The organism is Anaerosolibacter carboniphilus, from assembly GCF_014205875.1.
Taxonomy (GTDB): Bacteria; Bacillota; Clostridia; order Peptostreptococcales; family Thermotaleaceae; genus Anaerosolibacter; species Anaerosolibacter carboniphilus.
Genome location: NZ_JACHEN010000001.1, coordinates 193261 through 216915, shown reverse-complemented (window position 1 = coordinate 216915; position 23655 = coordinate 193261). Strand labels below are relative to the sequence as shown.

General features: G+C 35.1%; 14 protein-coding genes and 3 pseudogenes. 1 reads left to right on the top strand and 16 read right to left on the bottom strand.

Annotation, left to right across the window (positions count from 1 at the left end; translation table 11 throughout):
* Positions 1-12 precede the first annotated feature (12 nt).
* The 12 genes and pseudogenes from HNQ80_RS00990 to HNQ80_RS00935 all read right to left on the bottom strand — a co-directional run.
* Positions 13-1281, bottom strand: a pseudogene (locus HNQ80_RS00990) (hypothetical protein); the annotation flags it as partial.
* Between the two features lie 443 nt (positions 1282-1724).
* The gene (locus HNQ80_RS00985; protein ID WP_184307240.1) at positions 1725-2066 is read right to left on the bottom strand and encodes a hypothetical protein; all 342 of its coding nucleotides are present in this window, start codon (positions 2064-2066) and stop codon (positions 1725-1727) included.
* A gap of 20 nt (positions 2067-2086) precedes the next feature.
* The gene (locus tag HNQ80_RS00980) at positions 2087-3793 is read right to left on the bottom strand and encodes an RHS repeat-associated core domain-containing protein (protein WP_184307238.1); all 1707 of its coding nucleotides are present in this window, start codon (positions 3791-3793) and stop codon (positions 2087-2089) included.
* A gap of 571 nt (positions 3794-4364) precedes the next feature.
* Positions 4365-4676, bottom strand: coding sequence for a hypothetical protein (locus HNQ80_RS00975; protein WP_184307236.1), 312 nt, complete (start codon positions 4674-4676; stop codon positions 4365-4367).
* A 15-nt stretch (positions 4677-4691) separates the two neighbouring features.
* Complete coding sequence (locus HNQ80_RS26390) at positions 4692-5873, bottom strand: glycohydrolase toxin TNT-related protein (protein ID WP_207726803.1); 1182 nt, start codon at positions 5871-5873, stop codon at positions 4692-4694.
* A gap of 21 nt (positions 5874-5894) precedes the next feature.
* Positions 5895-5999: pseudogene (locus HNQ80_RS26600) on the bottom strand (hypothetical protein); the annotation flags it as partial.
* A 74-nt stretch (positions 6000-6073) separates the two neighbouring features.
* Positions 6074-6361 carry a hypothetical protein gene (locus HNQ80_RS00960; protein WP_184307232.1) on the bottom strand — a complete coding sequence of 96 codons (288 nt, stop codon included), beginning with the start codon at positions 6359-6361 and terminating at the stop codon, positions 6074-6076.
* Between the two features lie 255 nt (positions 6362-6616).
* Positions 6617-7072: a hypothetical protein gene (locus HNQ80_RS00955; RefSeq protein WP_184307230.1), complete on the bottom strand. Its 456-nt coding sequence runs from the start codon at positions 7070-7072 to the stop codon at positions 6617-6619.
* A 16-nt stretch (positions 7073-7088) separates the two neighbouring features.
* Positions 7089-8306 (bottom strand): annotated as a pseudogene (locus HNQ80_RS00950) (hypothetical protein); the annotation flags it as partial.
* Between the two features lie 76 nt (positions 8307-8382).
* A complete protein-coding gene (locus HNQ80_RS00945) occupies positions 8383-9618 on the bottom strand; it encodes an IS110 family RNA-guided transposase (protein WP_184307228.1) in 1236 nt (411 codons plus the stop codon).
* Between the two features lie 419 nt (positions 9619-10037).
* Entirely contained in the window at positions 10038-10880 is an 843-nt protein-coding gene (locus tag HNQ80_RS00940) for a recombinase family protein (protein WP_184307226.1), read from the bottom strand.
* A gap of 360 nt (positions 10881-11240) precedes the next feature.
* A complete protein-coding gene (locus HNQ80_RS00935) occupies positions 11241-11795 on the bottom strand; it encodes a hypothetical protein (RefSeq protein ID WP_184307224.1) in 555 nt (184 codons plus the stop codon).
* A gap of 143 nt (positions 11796-11938) precedes the next feature.
* Between HNQ80_RS00935 and HNQ80_RS00930 the strand changes: the two genes are divergently transcribed.
* Positions 11939-12172 (top strand): ribbon-helix-helix domain-containing protein, encoded by a 234-nt coding sequence (locus HNQ80_RS00930; RefSeq protein ID WP_184307222.1) that lies wholly within the window; start codon positions 11939-11941, stop codon positions 12170-12172.
* 215 nt (positions 12173-12387) lie between these two features.
* Here the strand turns inward: HNQ80_RS00930 and HNQ80_RS00925 are convergent, their stop codons facing one another.
* The 4 genes from HNQ80_RS00925 to HNQ80_RS00910 form a co-directional block, all read right to left on the bottom strand.
* A complete protein-coding gene (locus HNQ80_RS00925; RefSeq protein WP_184307220.1) occupies positions 12388-12912 on the bottom strand; it encodes a hypothetical protein in 525 nt (174 codons plus the stop codon).
* Between the two features lie 337 nt (positions 12913-13249).
* A complete protein-coding gene (locus HNQ80_RS00920) occupies positions 13250-14002 on the bottom strand; it encodes a hypothetical protein (RefSeq protein WP_184307218.1) in 753 nt (250 codons plus the stop codon).
* Positions 14003-14531: 529 nt separating this feature from the next.
* Positions 14532-14912 carry a hypothetical protein gene (locus HNQ80_RS00915; RefSeq protein WP_184307216.1) on the bottom strand — a complete coding sequence of 127 codons (381 nt, stop codon included), beginning with the start codon at positions 14910-14912 and terminating at the stop codon, positions 14532-14534.
* Between the two features lie 32 nt (positions 14913-14944).
* Positions 14945-23638 (bottom strand): S8 family serine peptidase, encoded by an 8694-nt coding sequence (locus tag HNQ80_RS00910; RefSeq protein WP_184307214.1) that lies wholly within the window; start codon positions 23636-23638, stop codon positions 14945-14947.
* Positions 23639-23655 lie beyond the last annotated feature (17 nt).

Genomic DNA, 23655 nt, shown 5'->3' with positions numbered 1-23655 from the left:
ACCTCACTTCCTTTACTTTTTAGGAGTCATAGTCATTGTACTAGGATTATACACATAACCATTTTTTTTAAGATAATTATATTCCATCCCCAACGCTCCAGTATCTCCTATAGGATTATGAGAGAATGAAAATGTTTTTCCTGCATTAATCCCATCATCAAGAAATGGCTCGTTAAACAATTTAAACATGCTATCGTTAGTTAAACTAAATTTTGTCTTTATTTTACCCCATTCCTCGCCTAGATCAAAGTATGCATATCCTAAATCCTTTGCTTTTTGAATATAGCTCGTTGGGCCTCCACCATCATATTTCCCAAGCATAACCTTATTACTATATCCATTATGTATTCCACTATTATTAATTTCAGTATAGTCTTTTATTGGTATTTTAGGAACACGACTAAGCAATCCTTCAGCAGCTGCTAAAGTAAGGTTAATTACTGCTTGCTTTATAACTTCTTTAGATGCCCCACTTTGTTCAAAGTACGCCTGAAAATTGTTTAATGCATCAAGTTGCTGTTGCTGTGTAAGTTTAAAGAAGCCTTCATCAAACATGTCAGAATGGTCCTCTGAACTATTCTGATATATTAAATAGTATTCTGGAGATTGCATTGCTTTTAATTGCTCTTTAGTTATGGTGATTTTAGAGCTTGGTAGTAAATCATCATAATCTTGATAAAAGCTTATTGTAAGAGTACCTTTGCTATCTATAGTTTGAATAACAAAAGAGCCATTATCGCCTTTAATTGTAGTACTCTTACTCGTCCCACCTGCAAACATTCCCGTTAATGACAAACCACCAGTAGAGGCTAATAAAACCGGTCTTTTACCATTCATTACATAATTGCCAGTTGCTAACGATGAATAGTAACCTCCTGTACTTGATGTACTACTACTTCCATCCACATCATCTGTACTCTTCCTATAATGAATATTGGCCGCCATTACTGCATTAGAAACTGCGATACCCACTGGATTTCCAAAGAAGCTACTTATGACTGTTCCAAAACTACCAGTAACTTTGGAAGAATCTTTACTACTACTTTCACCACTTCGGTCTCTATCTCTATCTTTCGTTTTTTCTGCACCGCCACTTATTGCACCTGCTATTCCGCCCGCTATGCCACCTGCTATCCCTCCTATTATTGCACCTATTCTAGAATGGCCTGTCGGGTCGATATACATGATTGGCTCATTGTGAGCGTAGGTATAGAGATTTAGACTTAATGGGTCATTTAACTGACCTTTATAAGTATCCTCTGTCAAGAATCTTGCTATCTTTGGATCGTAATATCCTTAATGAGATAATAAGTGCTTCAAGCCATTGATTGTCCTATATTATTCAATTCAATACTATTCCTTGGGTAAAAGTTCTCTTTTAATTGATTTTCCAGTGCTTATTAAGAGTAAGGCCAACGAACGTTGTCCGTTGACCCTATGTTTAGCTATTCAATTGTTAACTCACTACAGAATTATTATTATGCGACGAGTTTAAGTGCTTAATGTATCTGACAAACAGTACAATTGAAACATCTTGATGGGCAGTCTTACTAGGTCTATGTTTTTGAAGCCACTTTTGATTTAATTATGAAGTGAGTAAGAGGAAGTTAGCCCTGTTAAAACAATAGACTAGACAGCACCATTTTCTCCCGTCTTCTTGTTATTCTCTGTCATCAATGTAGAGAGCCATTTTTGATAAAAAGAGTAGTAATAATCTTTGGAAACTAACTTAGGTCAAGAGTCTTCCATCCAGCTAAAATGATTTCATTTTGGAGACAATTAAAAGCTTCTTTTGGGTCTGGATATTCATCTGACTCTTTAAACTCAAATCTTGTAAATGGTCTTGTAAAAAACTCAATAAAGATTGGATTTGCACAAATATCCCTTTGCCCTATGCATTTATCATTGTTTTTTATGTTAGCCAACTTTTCATCATCAAGTTTTTCAGTTCTTTTCCTGTACTGTATCCAATTTTCATTACATTCTTCGAAATCAATGAATTTTTCTTCACCAGCTTCATCACTATAATTAATACCTTTAGATGTAATACTTTTAATTATTTTCATAAATCCTCCTCAAATGCTCATTAATCTCCCCAGAATTGGTCTTCATTAATGTAATTTTTCCATCGAACTTCACTCCAGTCAGGAAGTCCTGTAGGCCCATTTCCCTGTCTAACTTTAATTTCTACAGGTATCCCTGTTTGCTGACTTGCAGCATACCTATGATGTCCCTCGACTATATATCTACCTTTCCCAGGTATTTCTACAACTTCAATAGGCTCTATATATTGCCCTGTTTTGAGTTTATTTGCATATTCTAACACTTTTTCTGGATTAACTATGTCTTGGGTGGGCTTAATATCATTAAAAGTACTTCCAACGATATCCCTGCCTTTGCCAGTTGTCCCATAGGCTTGCTTATATGTTTGCCCATAATCTGCTACTGGCTTTGACGGATTTGATGATGTTGCAGTTGACTTTGGCCCTGCAACAGCTTCAGCTGTCGCAACTGTCACCATTAGGTATTGCTTGGATACTACTCCTACATCATATGCTGCATAATACTGGTCATAGTTCTTTTCGAATGGGAAATTGTAATCTTGTGGTCTTTTCGGAGCATATGCGGCACCATCAGTGAACCCAGTCATTATAGCTCCATCATTCTCTGTCACATACCAATCATATGCAGTTGCAGTAAATCCATATTTTGTAACAAGGGCATCTGGATTAGAACTTCCAGACGTCTTAGTAGAGCTACTACTTGTTCTAGAACTTCTGTCCTCTTTTTCCTTTTTTGAAGGTTCAACAATATTTGTTGCTTTGCTTTGTGAACTTGTTGTTGCTGGTTTAGAAGTTTGCGTACTAGCTGGCTTAGATTGTTGCCTACTTTCTTGTTTTTCTCTTTGTACATCTGCTATCGTGAGGTCTACATTCGGCTTACTAGTCGTTGTTGGTTTAGTAGTTGTAGTAGTGGTGGTTTTTGTGGTGGTTTTTGTGCTGGTACTAGTCTTACTGCTTTGACTCGTACTACTTTTACTGGATGTACTCTTAGTTGATGTACTTTTACTTTTCTCTCTATCATCTTTAGTGATTCCAATAGTTTCCTTATGTCCACTTGGGTCTATGTACATGATTGGCTCATTATGACAATAGGTGTATAGGTTCAGACTCAGTGGGTCACTTAATCTTCCTCTGTAAGTATCCTCTGTCAAGAAACGTGCGATCTTAGGATCGTAATATCTTGCATTGAGATAGTAGAGATCCATTTCTTCATCATAGCGATATCCAGCATAAGTATATGGATTAGGTTTTGAATATGTCTTTTCCTTGATATTTCCAAAGGCATCGTATTGATAAGTTCCAAGGACCTTGCCTGTTTGATCTGTAAGGGCTGTCACATCACCATGGGCGTTATAAAGATAATATGCCCGCTCATTGTTGGCCGTTCTCGTGATAAGATTGAGCCCATAAACATTTTCTGCTAAAACCTTACCCGACCCATCGGTTTCCAAAATGACCTTCGTACCATCATATATATAGTTAGATTTTTCTTCGGCAATTCCTCCTGTTTCAGCGTTTACAGAGGCAATAGATTTTTTATCTCTAAGACCTTCCATGTTATATCCATAAGTGATGGTCTTATTCCCTGTGACTGTCTTCATCATCTGGTTATATTCATCATACTGATATAACGTGATTTCAGTGGTTTTTCCGTCTCCTGCTGTTGAGAAGAATATTCCCTCTAATTGATTCTGGTTAACAGCCTTTATTTCATGGATTGCCTTGCTCACAAGGTTGCCGTTGGCATCATATCTATATTCTGTTTCTGTGGTCTTGCTTATTTAAGACAAAAAAAGAATAATGCGACAGGGTAGAACCGTCCCCATGTCGCATTATTAAAAACAACAGGGACTTCCTACAGCTTTCCCTACCGTTTATCTTAGTGGCAGACTGCACAGCCTTTGTTTCAAGCTATTTTTTATACTGCATAGTATATTTACATGTTCCTAAATACATATGCTGGCTAAAACTTATTTTAAAGCGTCATCCCAGGCAACAGATACGTAAAAAAATTCCCCCCAAAGAAAAAAGCCCTATATATAGAGTATATTACCCTATACATAAGGCTCCGTATAAAATTCTAATAGTAACAATATCATTACAGAATATCAAAATATCCTAGTGTCGTTTCTCCTGCATACCGTTGAAATGGAGGGTGGTGCGTTTTGTTATTTAGATGAAGTAAAAGAATCAATTATTGACTGACTACAGAATTTAGTGCCATTTACTCCATCCCCTCGACATCTGATGGCAACTATATTTATACAATAAGTGTATCAATATTAATGTAAGCCAATGTCATTATTCTTCTAAATCCCTATAATTATTGTTCAATTCAGTTAATTTTACAAATAGTTCCGTTGGTGTTTCCATATCCCACCCCCATACTCTAAATGCATTTGCGAAAGAATTTAAATATCTATCTGCTTTTGGGGGCAAATTTCCCACTTTAGCTTTTTGTAATAATGCCTCTAATTCTGGTAAAATGACATTTTCAAGCTGTTCCATAGTACTTTCTCCACTTATATCCTTTTTTCTTTTAACTATTTCCGCCTTGCACAAGTTAATACAATTTATAATATCAACTTGAAAACTATTAATTGTATATTTCATGAGATGCCTCCTCTTTTATTTTGGTATTACTACCGTTGGATTAGGAACATAAAACTGGTATCCTCCACCAGGTTGCCCAAAATTGGGGGCTACAGTACCCTCAAGTATAGTCGTACCTTTTGGGATTACATACGTATCCATATATTGATATGTGTTACCTGATGGTAATGCTAAGTCTGCACCGGGGTTTAAAGTTTGATTGGGAGTATACCAATAACTTTTTCCACTTGATGTTCCACCATGATAGCGATATACTGTCACATCATCTGCTAGAGTTGTCACCTTAGCATCAGATGTAAAAGCATTTTTAACGTTTTGTTGGAAATTGGAATTTACATTTGTTTTTATAAAGTCATCGACAGTATTAACCGTAGCCTTTGGAGCACGACTAAGATATCCTTCAACTACTGCAAAAGTAAGGTTAATTACTGCTTGCTTTATAACTTCTTTAGATGTCCCACTTTGTTCAAAGTACGCCTGATAATAATTCAATGCATCAAGTTGCTGTTGCTGTGTAAGTTTAAAGAAGCCTTCATCAAACATGTCGGAATGGTCTTCTGGACTATTCTGATAAATTAAATAGTATTCTGGGGACTGCATAGCTTTTAATTGCTCTTTAGTTATGGTGATCTTAGAGCTTGGTAGTAAATCATCATAATCTTGATAAAAGCTTATTGTAAGATTGCCTTTGTTATCAATGGTTTGAATAACAAAAGAGCCATTATTGCCTTTAATTGTAGTACTCTTACTCGTTCCACCTGCAAATATTCCCGATAATGACAAACCACCACTAGAGGCTAATAAAATCGGTCTGTTACCATTCATTCCATAATTGCCAGTTGCTAACGATGAATAGTAACCTCCTGTACTTGATGTTCTATTGTTTCCATCCACATCATTTGTGCTCTTGCTATATAATATGTTGGCAATATTTATTACATTGGAAATCGGAATATTAACTGCATTTCCAAATAAACTACCTATAGCTGGATTAAAATTTCTAATATCATCAGATGATACAGAACTACTTCCGCTACGACTATCTCTATCACTTCTATCCCTATTACTTTTATCGTTCTTCCATTCCTTGTCCATCATATGGCCGCCACCACTGGTATTTGTAGCCTCTTGACTGTAATCGGTGTAGTCTTTGTCTCCAGATGTGGTGCCTATGATTTCTCCAAATCGATTCCACACATAGGCAAAGCCTGTGGGGTCATAGTATCTGATTGGATTATTAGCACAATAGGTATAGAGATTTAGGCTTAGTGGATCACCAAGACTTCCCCTGTAGGTATCCTGGGTGATGAATCTGGCGATCTTAGGATCGTAATATCCTTAATGAGGTAATAACGTCGCTTTATTAAAAAGATGCATCTGATTCTACATCTTTATGTCTAGTCGTATACGATTTCAAATACCATTCCTAAGTCCATTCTTTCTCGAATAAAGTTTTCTGCAATAGTCCAGCAACCGTCTTTATTCTTTTGCAAGGAACAGTCTAAACAATGTTCTAAGATCGACTTGGTAGCATGTTCTGTTATTATGAATGAATCAATACCTAGTATTCTTCTATCAAGCTCATGGCATCTCTTTATAACATCTATAGCATCTTCAGCCACAAATAGATAAGTATTCCCACGGATAGTTGCTTTACTTGAATATTCATTTTCAATTTCATCCATATGACCGACCCCATTCCGATTGCCTATTCATAATTTCTGTCTTTACTAAAGTGGCATGCTCTTTAGAGCATACCACTATCTGTATTTTATCATGCTGTTTATTTACTGGAAAGAGTTGGATGGACTTACTCTGTCTTATTCTTCATCATTCCATAGATGATATTGACTAATCTTCTCATGATACAGATTATGGCTTGATGCTGAGTCTTTCCTTCTGACATTTTCTTTTATTAGTCGTCCTGCTTTTGCACTATTTCAAGCTCTTAATTTCAAAAGAATATCTACATCAAGAGACTTTACACTTTCAAGTTTACTGTTTACAGTACAAGGAACGTACTTTGAATTATCAGCATTTTTATACTTGGCTATTTCATCATCACTAATTCCAGTAGCGTCTTGAAAAAGATACATTGCGTTTACTGCCCTTGATAAAGCTTCGGTATCTAATACTGATATTTCAATTTGTGGTTTACAATCTTCAAGCATTGAAGAATAATCCATTACAAAAAGTGCCTGTTCTTTTTTAATTTCCTCCATTAGCCAGTCTTTTGTAATCTTTATATATCCCATTTCATCAGAAAGCGGTAAAATAAAGTTATAATCATTTTTATGACTGGCGAAAACCTTTATTTTAGTTGCAATATTCGATATTGGCTTCTTTGAATCCTTATCTAAAACTAAAATTTTTATTGTATCTGGAAATATACTCACTGGTTTTACCTACTTTCTACTTTAATTTGAATATTTTACTCAAGTCAACAGGTATTGACTGTTCAGTAATAAGCTCTACACCTGTGCCACCTTCAACATTACCGCCATATCTGAATTTAATGCCATTGGTATTAAATTCAACCCTATACATCGGCGATTCTGTAGCTCCAAATGGATTTTGTTTACCTATTTGAAGCCCTTCTTCAGCACCAGCAACAGTATCATATTTTACTGGAGATACAAACACATCTTTAAGGTTTCCTGCCCTATCAGTATTCGGTATTGTTCCAGTCTTTTTTATTACATTTAGCTCGCCTTCACTAACATATCTATAACCAGTGCTTGTCGTTCCCTCACCTGCTTTTTTATATGCATCTTTATAGTCTGCTGCTGGCTTTGTTGGATTACTTGCTGTATTGTTCTTAGCAGTATCGCCTGATCCTGCTCCCAATAGCTTTGTGGTTTGATATACAACTGAATGTTGCTGTCCTAGGAAAAACATGTCAAGATACTCGCCAGGATATCTTTCCATTAAATCTTTTAATCGTTCTTCTTGCCATACTACTTTCACGTCGTATCCATTGGGTTTGAATGTAATCTCTTGCTTAGTCAATGGTTCGTTGGGACTGGCTACTCCATCAGAATATGGACTATTATACAACAAATATACATCTTTCAATGTTACTTTCTGACCTAAATACTCGTCCGCTAGAACATAGTCTCCATGTACTTCGATATATATGTTTCCTTTTTTATCTAAATACACCTGATTTCCATATTTCGTTAGCTCCCCAGCATCTTTATGGACTATTGTTGGATTTTTATAATTATTCGTCTGGTAAGAATAATACATTACTGTACTTTGTGCATTATTTCTATTTTTTGTATCATCCACATCATTTGTGCTCTTCCCATATAAGAAATATGTCGCCTTTAATACATTGGAGATGGAGATACTCACTGGGTTTCCAAAGAAGCTGCTTATAGCTGTTCCCAAACTACCAGTAACATTGGAAGATACTTTGCTGCTACTTCCACTGTTTTGGTTTTTATCTCTATCTCTTTCCCTATCCTCTCTCTCATCATCTTCAATCCTAGTTCCTCTGATTTCTTTGTGTCCGCTAGGGTCTATATACATGATTGGCTCATTGTGAGCATAGGTATAGAGATTTAGACTTAATGGATCGTTGAGGCTTCCTTTGTAAGTATCCTGTGTGATGAATCTGGCAATCTTAGGATCGTAATATCCTTAATGAGGTAATAGGTCTTTTATTTTTAACGGTGTGCTTTAATTACACACCTTCATTTTATCATGCTGTCTGCTTACTGGAAAGAGTTGGATGTACATACTCTGTCTTATTCTTCATCATGCCATAGATGATATTGACTAATCTTCTCATGATACAGATTATGGCTTGATGTTGGGTCTTTCCCTCTGACATTTTCTTTTGGTAGTAGTCATAGAATATTGCATTCACAGGCTTATCCTTGTTCCTCCCACAGCATACTTGCCTTGATGCTAAGTCATGAAATAGGGCATACAGCTTTCTATTGCCCTGTCTATTTCTAAAGGACTTATCCTTATCCCCTGAGGAATATTTAACGGGTGCGATTCCTGCATACTTTGCCAGTTTATCTGCATTTGAGAATCGGTGTATATCTCCTATCTCAGCCACCAAGGATGCAGCTGTTACTAATTCTATCCCTATCATGGTTTCTAATTTGTAGCCTAATCTATCCATGATATTCTTGATCTCTAACTCTATCCTTTTGATTTCTTCATGGTTCTGTCTTAGCTGTCTTACTGTTGTAGATACCATAAAATCTCTGCTGTCTTGTAGTTCTGTGGATGTGTCTCCATCTCTTTCTATAATGGATAGGATTTCCTCTGCCTTCTTTGTGGAGAAGAATCCACTGCTATGGACTCTAAGTAATTCTCCTAGAATTTCAACTGTCACACCCTTTAGTTTAGAGGGGGAGGGATAGTGTTCCCAAAAGGCTAAGGCAGAGTTAGAATCAAAGACACTAAAGAACTTCTTATAGCTTGGGTAGTGATGGGTGATATAGTTGTGAAGCTGATTTTTTAATGCTGTGGACGCCTTTACGATAGCGCTCCTTCTCCCCACTAACATGGATAATGTCCAGCATATATCTTGTGGGTCTGCGTTAGGAAGTTCATTTAGTCTGCTTACTAGCACCCTTGCTACACATAATGCATCATGACTGTCTGTTTTATGGGTAATGGATTGATTCTTTCTCTCTGAGCTACTTAAAGACGCATCCACCTTCTTTACAATCTTCTTCTTTCCTAGGAGATATACTGCTAATGCTCTCCCTGATCCTCCCGTATCTTCTAATCCAAAGATTGGTGTCATTCCCTTCCCTGTATGTTTCTTGACTTCTTTCAAAAGTTCCTCATAGGCAGGGGGAGTGTTTTCAAAGGTTATCTCTCCTAGCTTTTCACTAAAACAATTAACAATAACAGCGGTATGCGTTCTTTTATGGGTATCTACCCCCACATAAATCTGTTTCAGCTTTGGATGCATATCAATTACCTCCTTCTGTATTGTTTTTTCAAAGTTGTTTCCCTGCGTACATTTTAGAATGTCAGCACCCTTAATAACAGCGTAAAGCAGTATGCTTCGCATCGATAGTTAAGCTAATTCACTCTTCTGCAAGGTTAAAAAGTTCTTACATCTACTATCAATGATTGATACTACATGTAAAGACTTTTAATAGGGGTACATCCCTTTAGGTTTTATTAATGGCACTTGCATTGTAGTGTAAGTCTTTAGAACCCACAAAGATATTAACAGCCAATTTATTTCAACCTAAAAGGAATGTGATCTAAAACACCTTACTTCCCCATCTATCTATTTATCATTCTATGGATATTATATTAAGAGCCATTTGAAAATAAAGAAATCGAAATAATTATTTTGGGAAAGGATACTATTTCACAATTCTATTTCTCTTTACGCAGTTTTTGAACTTTGTTGAAGAGGGGTTTAGATATTATAGAAGGGATAGAAGAAGTGTTTTTAATTCTATTTTTTTCTTTTCTACCATCATAAGTCATAACTCCAATGTATGTGCTATTGGTCAATATATAACATATTGAGGTTCTACTCCATCTCTTAGGATATGCTCTAGAACATCCAGAACTGTCTCCAGTGATGTCAGATGTATTATTTAAATGTTCTGCTATATAACGATAACTTTTTCCTTCTGAGTACATCTTAAAAATTGTCTTTATAATCTTTGCTTCATCTTCTTTCACTAAATATTTACTGTCTTTAACCTCATATCCGAATGGAATCTTACCACCTGCATATTTACCTTCTCTCGCTGTAGCTAATCTTCCTGTCTTTGTTCTTTCATTGATAAGATTTTTCTCAAACTCTGCAAAACTACCTAACATTTGAAGTATGAGCATCCCTTGCGGTGTCGACGTATCAAAACTTTCAGAGACGCTAATAAATGCAATCTCATAAGGTTCCAACTCATCTTCAATCATTATTAATAGATTCTTCAAATTCCTATGAATTCTATCTGCTTTAAAAACTACAATAGCATTTACTGAGCTTTGTTCATCACTAATAAATTCTAGCATCTTATTGTACTGTTCTCTTTCATCAGTTGTGGAACCGGATTTTGCTTCATCATAGAATATATTTATTAGGTTCCAATTTTGGCTAATACAATATGCTTTAATTCGCTTTATTTGTTCATGAATAGAAGTATTATCTTTTTGTGATTCTGTACTAATACGAGCATATCCCACAACGTTCTTAATTTTTAATTCCATAATAAAAAAACCTCCCTAATACAATGACCATATGCTTTCATATGGCCATTGTACTGGGAGAGGAAATTATTGTACATAATATTTTTGAATAAATCTATTTTTTCATTATCCCATCTTAATCTATCTTGTGATATTTATTATTGAATCCTACCTGATTTGATAAATACACGCCAAAGCTAGTATAATAAGACTAAGACAGAGGTGTACTTTCGACTCCGAATTATGGCTACATAATTTCAAATATTTTGCCATAATATCAAACATACATATTGAAAAGGTTATGATCTGAATACAATTTAGAATTTATTTTCCCATCAATTAAAAGAAGGTGCCATACATTTGAGAATATGGCACCTTCTGCTATAGCTCTTTTGTTGTACTAATACTCAAATTAGGAATCTTTGATTTAATTTTATCAGCAAATGCTTTCAGTTCAAAATCAACTGCTGTTTTGCTAATCGTCTTATCAGATTCAGAGCGTTTTAAAATAATGTGATTTAAGCTATCATTATTTCGATAGCTAATCATTAAAAAGTTTCGATAAACCTTATCAACTTTATTTTGTCCTGTCATTCCTCCTACTACTGCGCCAGCAGGTCCTAATAACGCTCCCCCTACTAAGGCCCTTTTTAAAACTCCTTTATTAGTATTAATTATTTCAGATTCTGACTGTAGTGCTACGTTTTCTATCTTTTCTAATGATAATTTTACATTTCGCTCCTGATGTCTAAACATTAGATATTCGTTATACAACTCAACTATGTACTCTACGTTATTAATATCTAATCCCTCTATACATATCAGCTTTTTTAGAACAACCAACCCACTCTTTTTAGCTACTATCTTACCAACTATTGCTGCAATAAGAACAGCAACTAATAAAAAAAGTAGGAAATACAATAAGAAAACTTCCATCTACTTTAAACCCCCTTAATTTGATTGACTAAATTCTTAATAACATGATTGTACCACAATACGTGCTACTTTTTGTGATATTTTTTGTGTTATATTATTACCTCTTTTTTTATAATATACTTTCAACTAAGGGAGGTCTTAGAATGGATAAAAAGATAATATTAAGGCCAAAGACGGATACTACAACTACTTTTACTGTAAGAATCAAACGGGACTTACTTGATAAATATGACTCATTAGCAGAAAAAAGTGGCTATTCTCGTAATGAATTAGTGAATATGGCAATGGAGACCTATATTGATCAGGTTCAATTTCTTCCTAATGATTCTAATCCTAGCAGTTTAAAACTCAAAAAAGTAAAGAAAAGAGAAGATTAAATGAGTTCGTCGCTTTTAAACACCATTATCTTCTCTTTTGCTGTTTTTGCTATTTGTAGATACTTCATTGTTGGCCTCTAGAGCTCTCAGATGCTCTTAAATCGTTCTCTAACTTCATTAATCATTACTTCATCATACCTTTAAATTAAAATTGACAGGATAGTCTGTGTAGCTCTTAAATAGGTTTTTTATTTGGTATTTAAGCATAATTTTCACTAATAAATGCTCTCGTGAAAATTATCAAGTCTATTATACAGGAAAATCTCATCAAAAAATCTTTTCTTGTGTTCAGCTAAAACAACGATTATCTCTTCTTTATTTATTTCATCAGTATCATTTATAATTTCAAGTAGGTTCAAGCTGTCTCTTCCTTGTGTTTTATTAAGTAACACTAATTTCTTTTCTTCAAATAGCATTTTACTAAGAACATCTATCATTGGATTAAGAAGCTCTTTATTTAGTTTTTCAATATTTTCAATCAGTTTTTTTATGTTTATACCTTCTTCGGATTTCCAATAGGCATATTGTAGAATCCATTTATATACAGAACTATTCCCAAAGTTAAACATGCTATGCTTTTTAGTAGATTTTATATATTCAATTTTTTCATTCCTAAATGAAATATTTATAAATCTAAAACAATGAAAGCATAATAGTGACTCTTCATTCTTCTCTAAAATGTATTTTCCACTGCTGTCACAATAAGGACATTGAATCTTTTCTATTCTTATATCATTCATTTTTATACTCCTACTTTCTTAAATATAATAATAGGCTACTAAAGAAAAGAATCTATAGAAGTTTAGAAAGAGTATTTTTTAAAAAAGAAAATGGTGAAAAATCGAAGATTTTTCTATGTTATATTCTTTTTCTTTATATTTTTATTTTAATATTTTTTCTAAGTATTATATTTAAATATTATCATAAAATGACTACCATAACTTATTAAGTGTCTACCTAATTCATAAAATGTCTATGTTTTTTTACAAATAGTCTACCTTTGATTATAAAATGTCTCTTTAATTGCAGAACTAGACCTTATATACACATAGAATGAATACCTAAAAGAAAAGAGCCTTATGTTTGTTTTCTAGGCTCATCTATCAAAGCATCTTTAATGAGTTCGTATTCTGTTTTTTTACCTCTACCATTTCCTGTATGCTTTTTTATAAGTTGCATTTCTTCAAGAGTTTTGAGATTTCTTTGTAATGTTTTTTCATTTAACCTTAAGTCATTGCATATTTGAACATTAGAAATTCTATTAAAACCTCTTTTTATGTTATATGCCAAGTAATAATACAGTATTTCCAGTAATGCGCTTGGAAAGTATCCATTATAAAAAAAATCTCTACATATTCTTATGAATTTACAGTTATCGTATAAATCAATATCACCATAAATTGGATTTAATCTTAGGCGTTTTCCAAACTCATAATCATTAAATCTATATCTAATACTATAAAGATTACTTTCCTCAACTCTGTAAACCTTAATAACTTTCATTTCTTCAATTCCTTTCAAAACTTTTCTTGCTGTCTCAAGATGCCTCATATTTATATATTTAGCCACTTTCTTGAGATGAATTTTGGGTTTCTTATCCCGAATACTTCTATTTTGAAATAGTTTTATAATCCCTAGCTGAATTTTGTAATTTCCATCAAAGTTATTCGAGTACAGAAATTCTACCGGTATTTTTACAAAGTTGCGATCGTTCTTATTTACAATTATGACTTTTTTAATTTTCTTTTTACGTTTACCTTTTTTATTGTTTTCTCGAAACTCTGGTAGGTTAATAAATTCCATTATACTCATCGCTTTATTTGTATTCAAAATACTACCTCCTTCTCTTCATCTGTCTATTAATATTATATTAATCGCTCTTTAAATATAAAAAATCTTAAGAAATTTATATAACAGAATCACATTTAAGAAATGATCATCTCAAAGCGGATTATCAACATTTATTTATCTAATGTAATACATATCCTGCCTATCAGTATTAAATCTTGCATAGCCTTCGCTTTTCCTTTTTCAAAATGATAGGGAGTTGAGATGGGATTACACATATCCATTTAAAAGGAAAAAGCCTTATATATAGAGAGTATATTCCCCTATACATAAGGCTCTGTAGTAGATTCTCATAGTAACAATATCATTCTAGAGATACAGCATATCAAAATTTCCTAGTGTTGTTTCCTCTGCATGCCATGAATATGGAGTGTGATGCGTTTTTAAATTCACCTTAATACACAAACACCAAGTATTTTGCATGTATTCTTTAAAATCACCACACAAGATATGGCTTGCACTAGTATTGCGATATACTATATATATTAAATTTATTTATGCATAACCTTCATCATTGTTTTGGCTTAAATCTATCAATGCTATCTTTAATAGATAGTTTATCTAAATCATCTAGTGATTCCCATTTAAGCCCACCTTCAATTACTTTCTTTAATATATCATGTTTTGTTCTTAATAACAAAAAATCATCAAGCTTATCATCTGGCAAGATTTCTTTAATATGCTCCAATAATCTATTTAGTTCATCTAGATTAGATGTAAGATTATTATCTTTTATTGATTTATACACATTTTCCGAATCTACCAAACTCATCGTTTCATCATATAACGCTTCATATGCTTTTACTTGTTTATTGTAATCTGAATTACACGAAGTTAAGATGAATACAATCATAAATACACTAATTATCATGCTTATATTTTTTTTGTTCATGTTTTCACATCCTTATCTTAGTTATTAATCATTTACGCACTCAGGGGATAGCCATGAAATCCATTCTTTAACTTTTCTAATTGCTTTTCAGCTTCTTTTTTAAAATACTCTTCAGTTTCTCTCCTTACACTCTCCTTCAAAATTTCATAGTTTGTTTTTGATTTTTCATAATTACTATTAATCAATTTAACTTCCATAATTCTTGTAAGAATCTTAGTCTGCAATATTTCATTATTAACTTTTTCGTTATATACTTTAATATTGGTTTTTGAATGTTTATCAAATTGTAAGTCTAGCTCCTGCATAAAAGTATTTCTTGCATACTTATCATGGATTAAATATTTATAGTCACCTAAATTCTTAATTTGATTAATAGTAACCGTAATCTCTTTTTCCATTCCGTACTTTATTATATCACTTAAATCGACAGCGAACTCATCAATATGGTTTGATTCAAATTCAGAAATAAATTCTTTCAAGTTTTTTGATTTAAAATGCTCTATATAGTTAACACCCGATTTTAAATTATCTATATAATCAATCCCTTTATATCTATTAAGTTGAGTTTCGAGGTCCGAAATTCGATAAGACAAAACCGATTCTTTAAATAAATATCCATCATTTTCAAGTAAAATCCTTTCTAGTAGATCATTAACATATTGATTTGCTCGAGCTTGTATTTCATCCTCTGATATTCCAATTGGCACTGAGCCTGCCTTTAACTGTTTAATGTCTTCTAGCAATGTTTTATGTTTATATTTAGAAAAATCTGGATCTATAGAAGCAATTATTGCACTCCACCTTGTTGTGCTGCTACCTAAAATCGATGACCTACTGCTTCCATCCACATCACTTGTACTCTTTCTATAGTGAATTTTGACCGCCTCTAATACATTAGAAATTGCCATACCTACTGGATTTCCAAAGAAACTACTTAGGCTAGGTCCCAAACTACCAGTAACATTGGAAGAACCTTTAGTACTACTTTCACCACTTCGGTCTCTATCTCTATCTTTCGTTTTTTCTACAACGCCACTTATTGCACCCGCTATTGCGCCCGTTATGCCACCTGCAAGTCCTCCTGCAATTGCACCTGTGATTGCATCTATTCTTGAATGTCCTGTCGGGTCGATATACATGATTGGCTCGTTGTGAGCGTAGGTATAGAGATTTAGACTCAATGGATCGTTAAGCTGTCCTTTGTATGTATCTTGCGTGATAAATCTTGCAATCTTAGGATCGTAATATCTTGCATTGAGATAGTAGATATCCATCTCCTCATCATATCGATATCCTGCATATGTGTATGGGTTTGACTTTTGATAGGTCTTTTCCTTGATGTTTCCAAAGGCATCATACTGGTAAGTTCCAAGAACCTTGCCTGTTTGATCTGTAAGGGCTGTAACATCACCATGGGCATTATAGAGATAATATGCCCGCTCATTGTTGGCTGTTCTCGTGATAAGATTGAGCCCATAAACATTTTCTGCTAAAACCTTACCCGACCCATCGGTTTCCAAAATGACTTTCGTACCATCATATATATAGTTAGATTTTTCTTCGGCAATTCCTCCTGTTTCAGCGTTTACAGAGGTAATAGATTTTTTATCTCTAAGACCTTCCATGCTATATCCATAAGTAATGGTTTTATTCCCTGTGACTGTCTTCATCATCTGGTTATATTCATCATACTGATATAACGTGATTTCAGTGGTTTTTCCGTCTCCAGCTGTTGAGAAGAATATTCCCTCTAATTGATTCTGATTAACAGCCTTTATTTCATGGATTGCCTTACTCACAAGGTTGCCGTTGGCATCATAACGATATTCTGTTTCTGTGGTCTTGCCTGAAATCTGTGCCGCTTCATTTACCAACTGATTTAGATTATTGTATGTATAGTTGGTAAGTTTAACGGTTCCTCCTACTACTTCTATCTGGGATGTTCTGTTTCCTGCTTTGTCAAAGTCAAAAGTAGTCTTTGCTCCATTCGGCTCGTTTACTTCTTTTAACCTATTCATGCTATCATAGGTATAGACTGTAATTCCCCTTTTATCGATTTTGGTCAGCTGGTTTCCATTGTCATCATAGGTATAGGCATATTCTTCAATGATCGTGCCATCTGCCTTTTTATTCACGAGTTTTGTTACTTCTCCCCGTTTGGAATATTCATAAGTTTCCGATATTCCTCCAGGGTATTTGATTTCTTTCCTGCTGCCATTATCGTAATAGGCATACTGTGTTGCTTCACTCTTATTCTCTACAGTCTTTAGCCTTCCTGCTTTGTCAAAGGTCTTAAACGTAATATTCCCCTTTGGATCCGTTACAGAACTCTTTATTTCTCCAGTTGCTACACCCTCTATGAGGTCATAGGTATATCGAATGATTCCTTGTCCTGGAACATCTTTCGTAAGCAACCTATTTTCCGCGTCATAGCTCATGGTTGTTGTTCCTTGGGCATCGGTCATTAGAAGAATATTGCTATTTGAATCATAGGTATATTCTTTCTTTGTTTGCCCATTCACAACTTCCCTTTTAACCCTGCCATGAATATCATAACCATAGTCAAATTTCTGTCCTTTTTGATCTACCTTTGATTTCAGATTTCCGTCACCATAGTATGTATAACTGATTACCTTGTCAGCTTGATAAATGTAGTTCCCTTTTTCACCTGATCTGCCTTCGGGCATGATTTCCTTAATCAATACATTACGGTTGTTATATTCATAGGTTACGGTATTACCGTTTCCATCTGTCTTTGTGATCATGTTTCCATTGAAATCATATCCATACTTTGTCCTGCTTCCATCAGGCGCAGCAACCTCAATCAACTTATTATCCTCATTATAGCTGTAGGATATGGTTCTGTTATTCTTGTCTGTTTTCGCCACCATATTTCCCACATCATCATAGGAAATACCTTCAATTTTTCCCATTGGATCTTTGGTGTAAATCAACCTGTTGTTTTTGTCGTACTGGAATTCAGTTATATTTCCAAGGGCATCTACGTCTTTGATCTGTTGATGATTATCGTTATATTCTAATTTCCGTATGACCTTTCCGTATGGATCCTTCTCTTCAATCAATCGATCAAGAGGATCATATACTTTCGTATACTGATTGCCTCGCCAATCTGTTGTGAGGATGATATTTCCATTCAAGTCATAGGTATATTGATTAAGCTTATTGACGCCTGCTACCATGTAGGATTCTGTCTTCAATCGATTTAATTCGTCATAAGTAAATGTTGTTATATTTTGATTTCCGTCCATTTCACTTAATTGATTTCCATTATGATCATAAGTATATTTTATGGTAATGGCATTTTCGTTGTTTGATCCGCTTGTGGTTTTGCTTAACAATCTGCCCAGTTCATCAAACACATTTTTTGTTTCTCTTCCTGATGCAGCGTTTGTACGAATCAATCTTCCTGCTTTATCATACTGGTAGCTTTCTTTATATCTCTCGATGGTATTATCAAAAGGATATTCGACACTGGCTATACTTCCAAAGGTAGTGTAAGTATACGTCATCGTGTTGCCATAGTGATCCTTTTTACTTATCATGTCGCCTAGATAATCATAGGTGTTTTCTTCTAAAATGATCTCCGCTACATTACTGTTCTTTTGTCTGCTAATACGCAGCATATTCCCATCTGTATCATATTTGTACTTCGTAATGACACCCTTGCCGTTGGTTTCTGATATTTTCCTTCCCAAGGCATCATATTCATACTTCATGCTATAAGGTTTGTTTCGATCTTTAGACACAGGCTCAACAACTGTTTTTAGATTTCCTCCCAAATCATAGGTCATGAATGTACCATAACCATTCTTATATCCTAAAGCATCCATTTCTTTTGTTACTTGTCCCATCCTATCATATTGATAAGCTTTGGATACGATGCGTAACCACTGACCTTGTGTGTTCTTATAATAATATTCTTTTGTCAGCACTCTTCCCATCAGATCATAGGTGTACACCAAGCGATTCATTTGATCAAAACCAAGGAGTGCATCATAATTCTTAGGCGTTACTTCTCCTATTTTTCTTCCTGCAATATCATATTGATAATAGGATACTGCACCTAGTGGTTTCTTTGTTTTAACAAGGAGGCCCCTTTTGTCGTATTCATATTCCGTAACATTTCCATTGGAGTCAATCACTTTGATAGGCTGACCCTGATAGTCGTAGAATGTCTCTGTCGTAATAGCTACTGGCTTTCCGCTTTCATCTATCCTATGATTGATGATCTTCTTCTGATTATTGTTTTCATCATATTCGTAGGTTACTTTTATGCCTTCAGCATTGATGACTTCTTTTAAATTTCCATTTTTATCATAGGCATAGGTGACTGTTAAAGGAATCGTCGTGTTACTTCCACTGTCATATCCATATATATCCCCGCTTCGGACTTGTAGGGTTTCTGTCTTTTTCTGCTTACGATGATTGTATGTATACGCTGTAATCTTTTTATTCTGGTTGTCTATGTATTCTTCTTTTTTGATCGGATTTCCATCTCCGTCATATGTGTAGACAATCTTTCCTCCACTGCTTCTTCGTTCCTCACTTATCCTTCCATTTTTGTCATAGAGGTAACTGAAAGTAATAAGATTCTGAGGTTCATCCTCAAGATAAACGCCATCTATCCCTATCTTTACCCCAACTTTTTTCCCAGATCGATCATAGCTATAGGCTCTATATGTATAACGCAAGTTATCATTCGTATGATCTAGGGGGATATACTCCTTGATTAAACGGTTTAACGCATCATAATAATAGTATGCAGTACTACCGTTTTTCAGTGTCTTGGATTTAAGCTTTCCATTTAAGTAATAGGAGCTACTTTCAGCGTTTCCATCGGGATACTCTACCAAAGTAACATTGTCCATATAATCATAGCTGGTGATGGTAACTGCCTTATCCTTATGATTAAGATATTGGGTATACTTGACTTGCTTTTTGTTATCGAAGGTCTTTGCGTATTCGTACTCTTCTAAGGTTTTCGCCTCTCCATTTGCTGCTTCACAAAATTGCACCTTCGTACGTCTGTCTAATTTATCATAAGTATAAAGATACATTCCTCCAGAAGGAAGCAGCTTGGTCTTCATGTTCCCATAAACATCATAAGTATATTCCGTTCTATGGTTCATAGGATCGATTTCTGCCTTTAGAAGTCCATTTTCAAAGTACTCGTATCGCCTGCCATAATTTCCGTTATATCCATAGTTTATGGTATCATCATCTGCGGCTGCGTATTGATTTGGTTCTATTTCCTTTATTTTTCTTCCAAGCACATCATATACAATTCGTTTTGTTTCCCCCTCGTGTTCTATGATCTTTACCAGTTGTCCATTTTTGTTATACAAATAATTCGTGGTGTACCCTTTCGGTGTTACTTCTTTTGTCTTCCAGCCAATGGCATTATAGTAGAGAGTCGTTACATGATTTTCAGCATCCTTTATGGTCTCAATATTTCCATATTGATCGTAGCTATATGTAGTGATATTCCCTTCCGGATCTGTTTCACTTTTGAGCAATCCTTTTGCTTTCCAACCGTTGGCTTGACTCTCAGCATTCGAATAGTACGTATAGGTGGTTATTGCATAGTTTTCTGGATTGATGACATCATTTGGATTTACAGTTAGTACACTCAGCGGTGAAAGCAATTGTTCTAGGTTCTTTTGTTCTTCGCCATATACCGATTCAAGAACCGTAGCTTCATTTTCATCCTTCATTTTCCAAGAAAAGAGATCTTCGATATCGAACTGATTAATATGCTTTTGCTCTTTCCCATATACAGATTCAAGAATCGTAGCTCTGCTTTTGTCCCCTGTTTTCCACGAAAACATATCCTCTAAGCTGAGCTGTGTCTCTGCTTCTCCGTAGACATAACTGGCAACCGTATAGCTTTGAGGAATAATGACTGTATCCAATGCTTGGTCGCTACCAATAAAAGATTCCAGTTTTTTTAATAGATATACCTTGCTCTCATCGTAGATGTAATAGATTACTTTTCCTTCTTGATCTGTTTCTTTAATAAGATTGTTTTTCTCATCATATGCCATGGTCTTGGTGCTTCCATCGGGATAGGTAATTCTCGTCACATTCCCTTTCAGATCTATGTCATAGAAGGTTTGGTTACCGTATTCATCTTTTTCTGATTTTACGTCACCAAACTTATTTTCACCATCTGTTAGATGGTATTGGGTTTCTTTTACACGTCCTTCCGGGTCCTGCAGTTTTGTAATATAATTGCTCGCATCATACCAATAGACCCAAGTCCGAGCACTGCTATTTTCTACAACCGTTGTCTTTTTATTTGTCGTGTCATACGTATACATAGCCACACTACCATAAGCATCCACTGCCTGAATCACTTTTCCTTGATCATATCCGGTCGTATGATTATAGGTCAGCTTTTCTATAAGGGTATTGTTGTGATCCCTAATTTCTGTAAGGTAACCATGGCTATCATAGCTATACCTCATCTTGCTTCCTGCAGGGTCTGTAACCACGCTGAGTAGCCCATTCTGATAATCATATACTGTGATTCTGCCTATTGGATCCTTGATTTCACGAATCTGTCCGCTGCCATTGTAAGTAACCTGATAGGATCGTCCCAACTGATCCGTTATAGATGCTATTTTCCCAGTGCTGTCCACATTGATATTTACTTCGTTGCCCCTGGGGTCCATCATACGTGTTAAGAATCTCTGTTTATTAAAATAATATTTATATTGATCCTTTGTAGTCAGTGTATAGGTTTCATCGGCATTTTTGATAAATATACTTCGATTGTCTTCTGGCTTATAGGTACCGTCTGATTGCTTTTTAAACATCTGTACACTGCCATTCGGAAGGCTTACCCTGATATTATTTTCCCCAAATATGCTGCCTTGAAAGCCAAAGGTCCAGCCCCGGCCCATACTTCCTTTTTCTTCATCCTTGGCATTATATGTCCTACTAATATTAATCTTAAATCCTGGGGCATCCATCTCCATATCATTGACTGTAAAGGAATAGTTCCCGGTGGCTGGATTTACACCACTTTCTCCATAGTGGATTTGTTCTTTAATTTTAGAAAGCTGATCCATCGTATACCAAGAATCATTATTAAACGCATTGTCTCCAGGGTCTAAAGGATCTCCCTCCGGATTCACATATGGATCTGGCTGTGGTTTGACATTGCTTAGAACTCCATATGCATCCATCCTGCCGTTTGAAGTTACCTTTCCTTGTAAGGTGTTGCACACTACAGCATTGTTCATGATTCTGTCTGTAATTTCCCTGTAGTTAAGATTTTTTTCATAGCTTTTTAACAATGCTGCAACACCCGTTACCAGAGCAGTACTGGCTGAAGTCCCTGTAAAAGGTCCATAATTATTTTCTGGCATTGTCGTAAGTAGCTGTTCCCCTGGTGCTGCAATATCAATGTATTTCCCATAACCAGAAAACTTACTCCTCACCCCTTCATTATTGATGGATGCAACACCCAGTACATTCGGCAAGTTGAAACAAGCTGGATAGGTAGGATGTGTCAGGGTATCTCCGCCTCGATTTCCAGCAGCCGCGATAAACAGTATCCCACTATTTTCTATAGAATCCTTTAAGGCATAATTGTTATCTGAGCCTCCAAAGCTGCAGTTTATAATCTTTATTCCCTTCGACATGGCATATTCAATGGCTTTTATAGCATCACAAGTATAGCCTGTTGTGCCATGGATAAACTTCAACGGCATAATTTTAACTTCCGGTGCTACACCTATCGTTCCCTTTCCATTCGCCTGCGCTGCGATAACGCCCGCCACGGCTGTACCATGCATATCAAAATTTGCACCGTCATACACACTGTTATCCCCATTAAAGAAGTCCCAGCCATGTACGTCATCTATATATCCATTGCCATCATCATCAATACCATTGCCTGCTATTTCACCAGGGTTAGTATATATATTCCCTTTCAAATCTTCATGATTAACATCTATTCCTGAATCAAGCACCCCTACAACAATCTCCCTGCTGCCTTTTGTCAGATTCCAGGCGGGAAGGACATTAATATCAACACCTGCCCTGCCAATTTCTCCTCCTATTTCCTGCCCAACATTATATAGTCCCCACTGCTGTTCAAATAAAGGATCTGCTGAGGCAGCCACTATGGTAAGTTTATAGTTCGGCTGTATATATTCAATTTCTGATGCCTTGTTCAGCCTTTGGACCAACTTATTCAGATCTTTTTCTTCTGTCTCAAGCACATCAATATTTAAATGTTTGAAACGATACCTTGTATCAAGTCTTCTTAGTTTCAATTCATCTTTTATATTTGCTTTTAGTTTCGATATTCTTTCCTCTGCTTGCTTGGGCTTTTTATCTTTATCAAGATAAGAATCTAAATTCATCAAAATTTGACTGCCAGCACTTTTAGAGTCTAAATCGGATGTGTCCTTATACTTAACAATAATCTGATTTGTTTTGTTGTAAACAGCGCTCATTACAGTTTCTTCAGGTATATCTCCTAATAATTCTATTTCTTCGTTTTGGCCGTATACACTATCAAATACTGTATCCTCTATTTCATCATCTGTATTGTTGTTGGAAGCCTTCATCTGCTGAATGAAGCCGGACACATCTATTTTACTTAAAGCGGATACCGTCTCCACTGTAAAAATATTTGTAAAAAGAAACAGACATACAAGCAGCCTAGCAATATATGTAAATTTTCTTTTCATAGGGTCCCCCTTTCTAC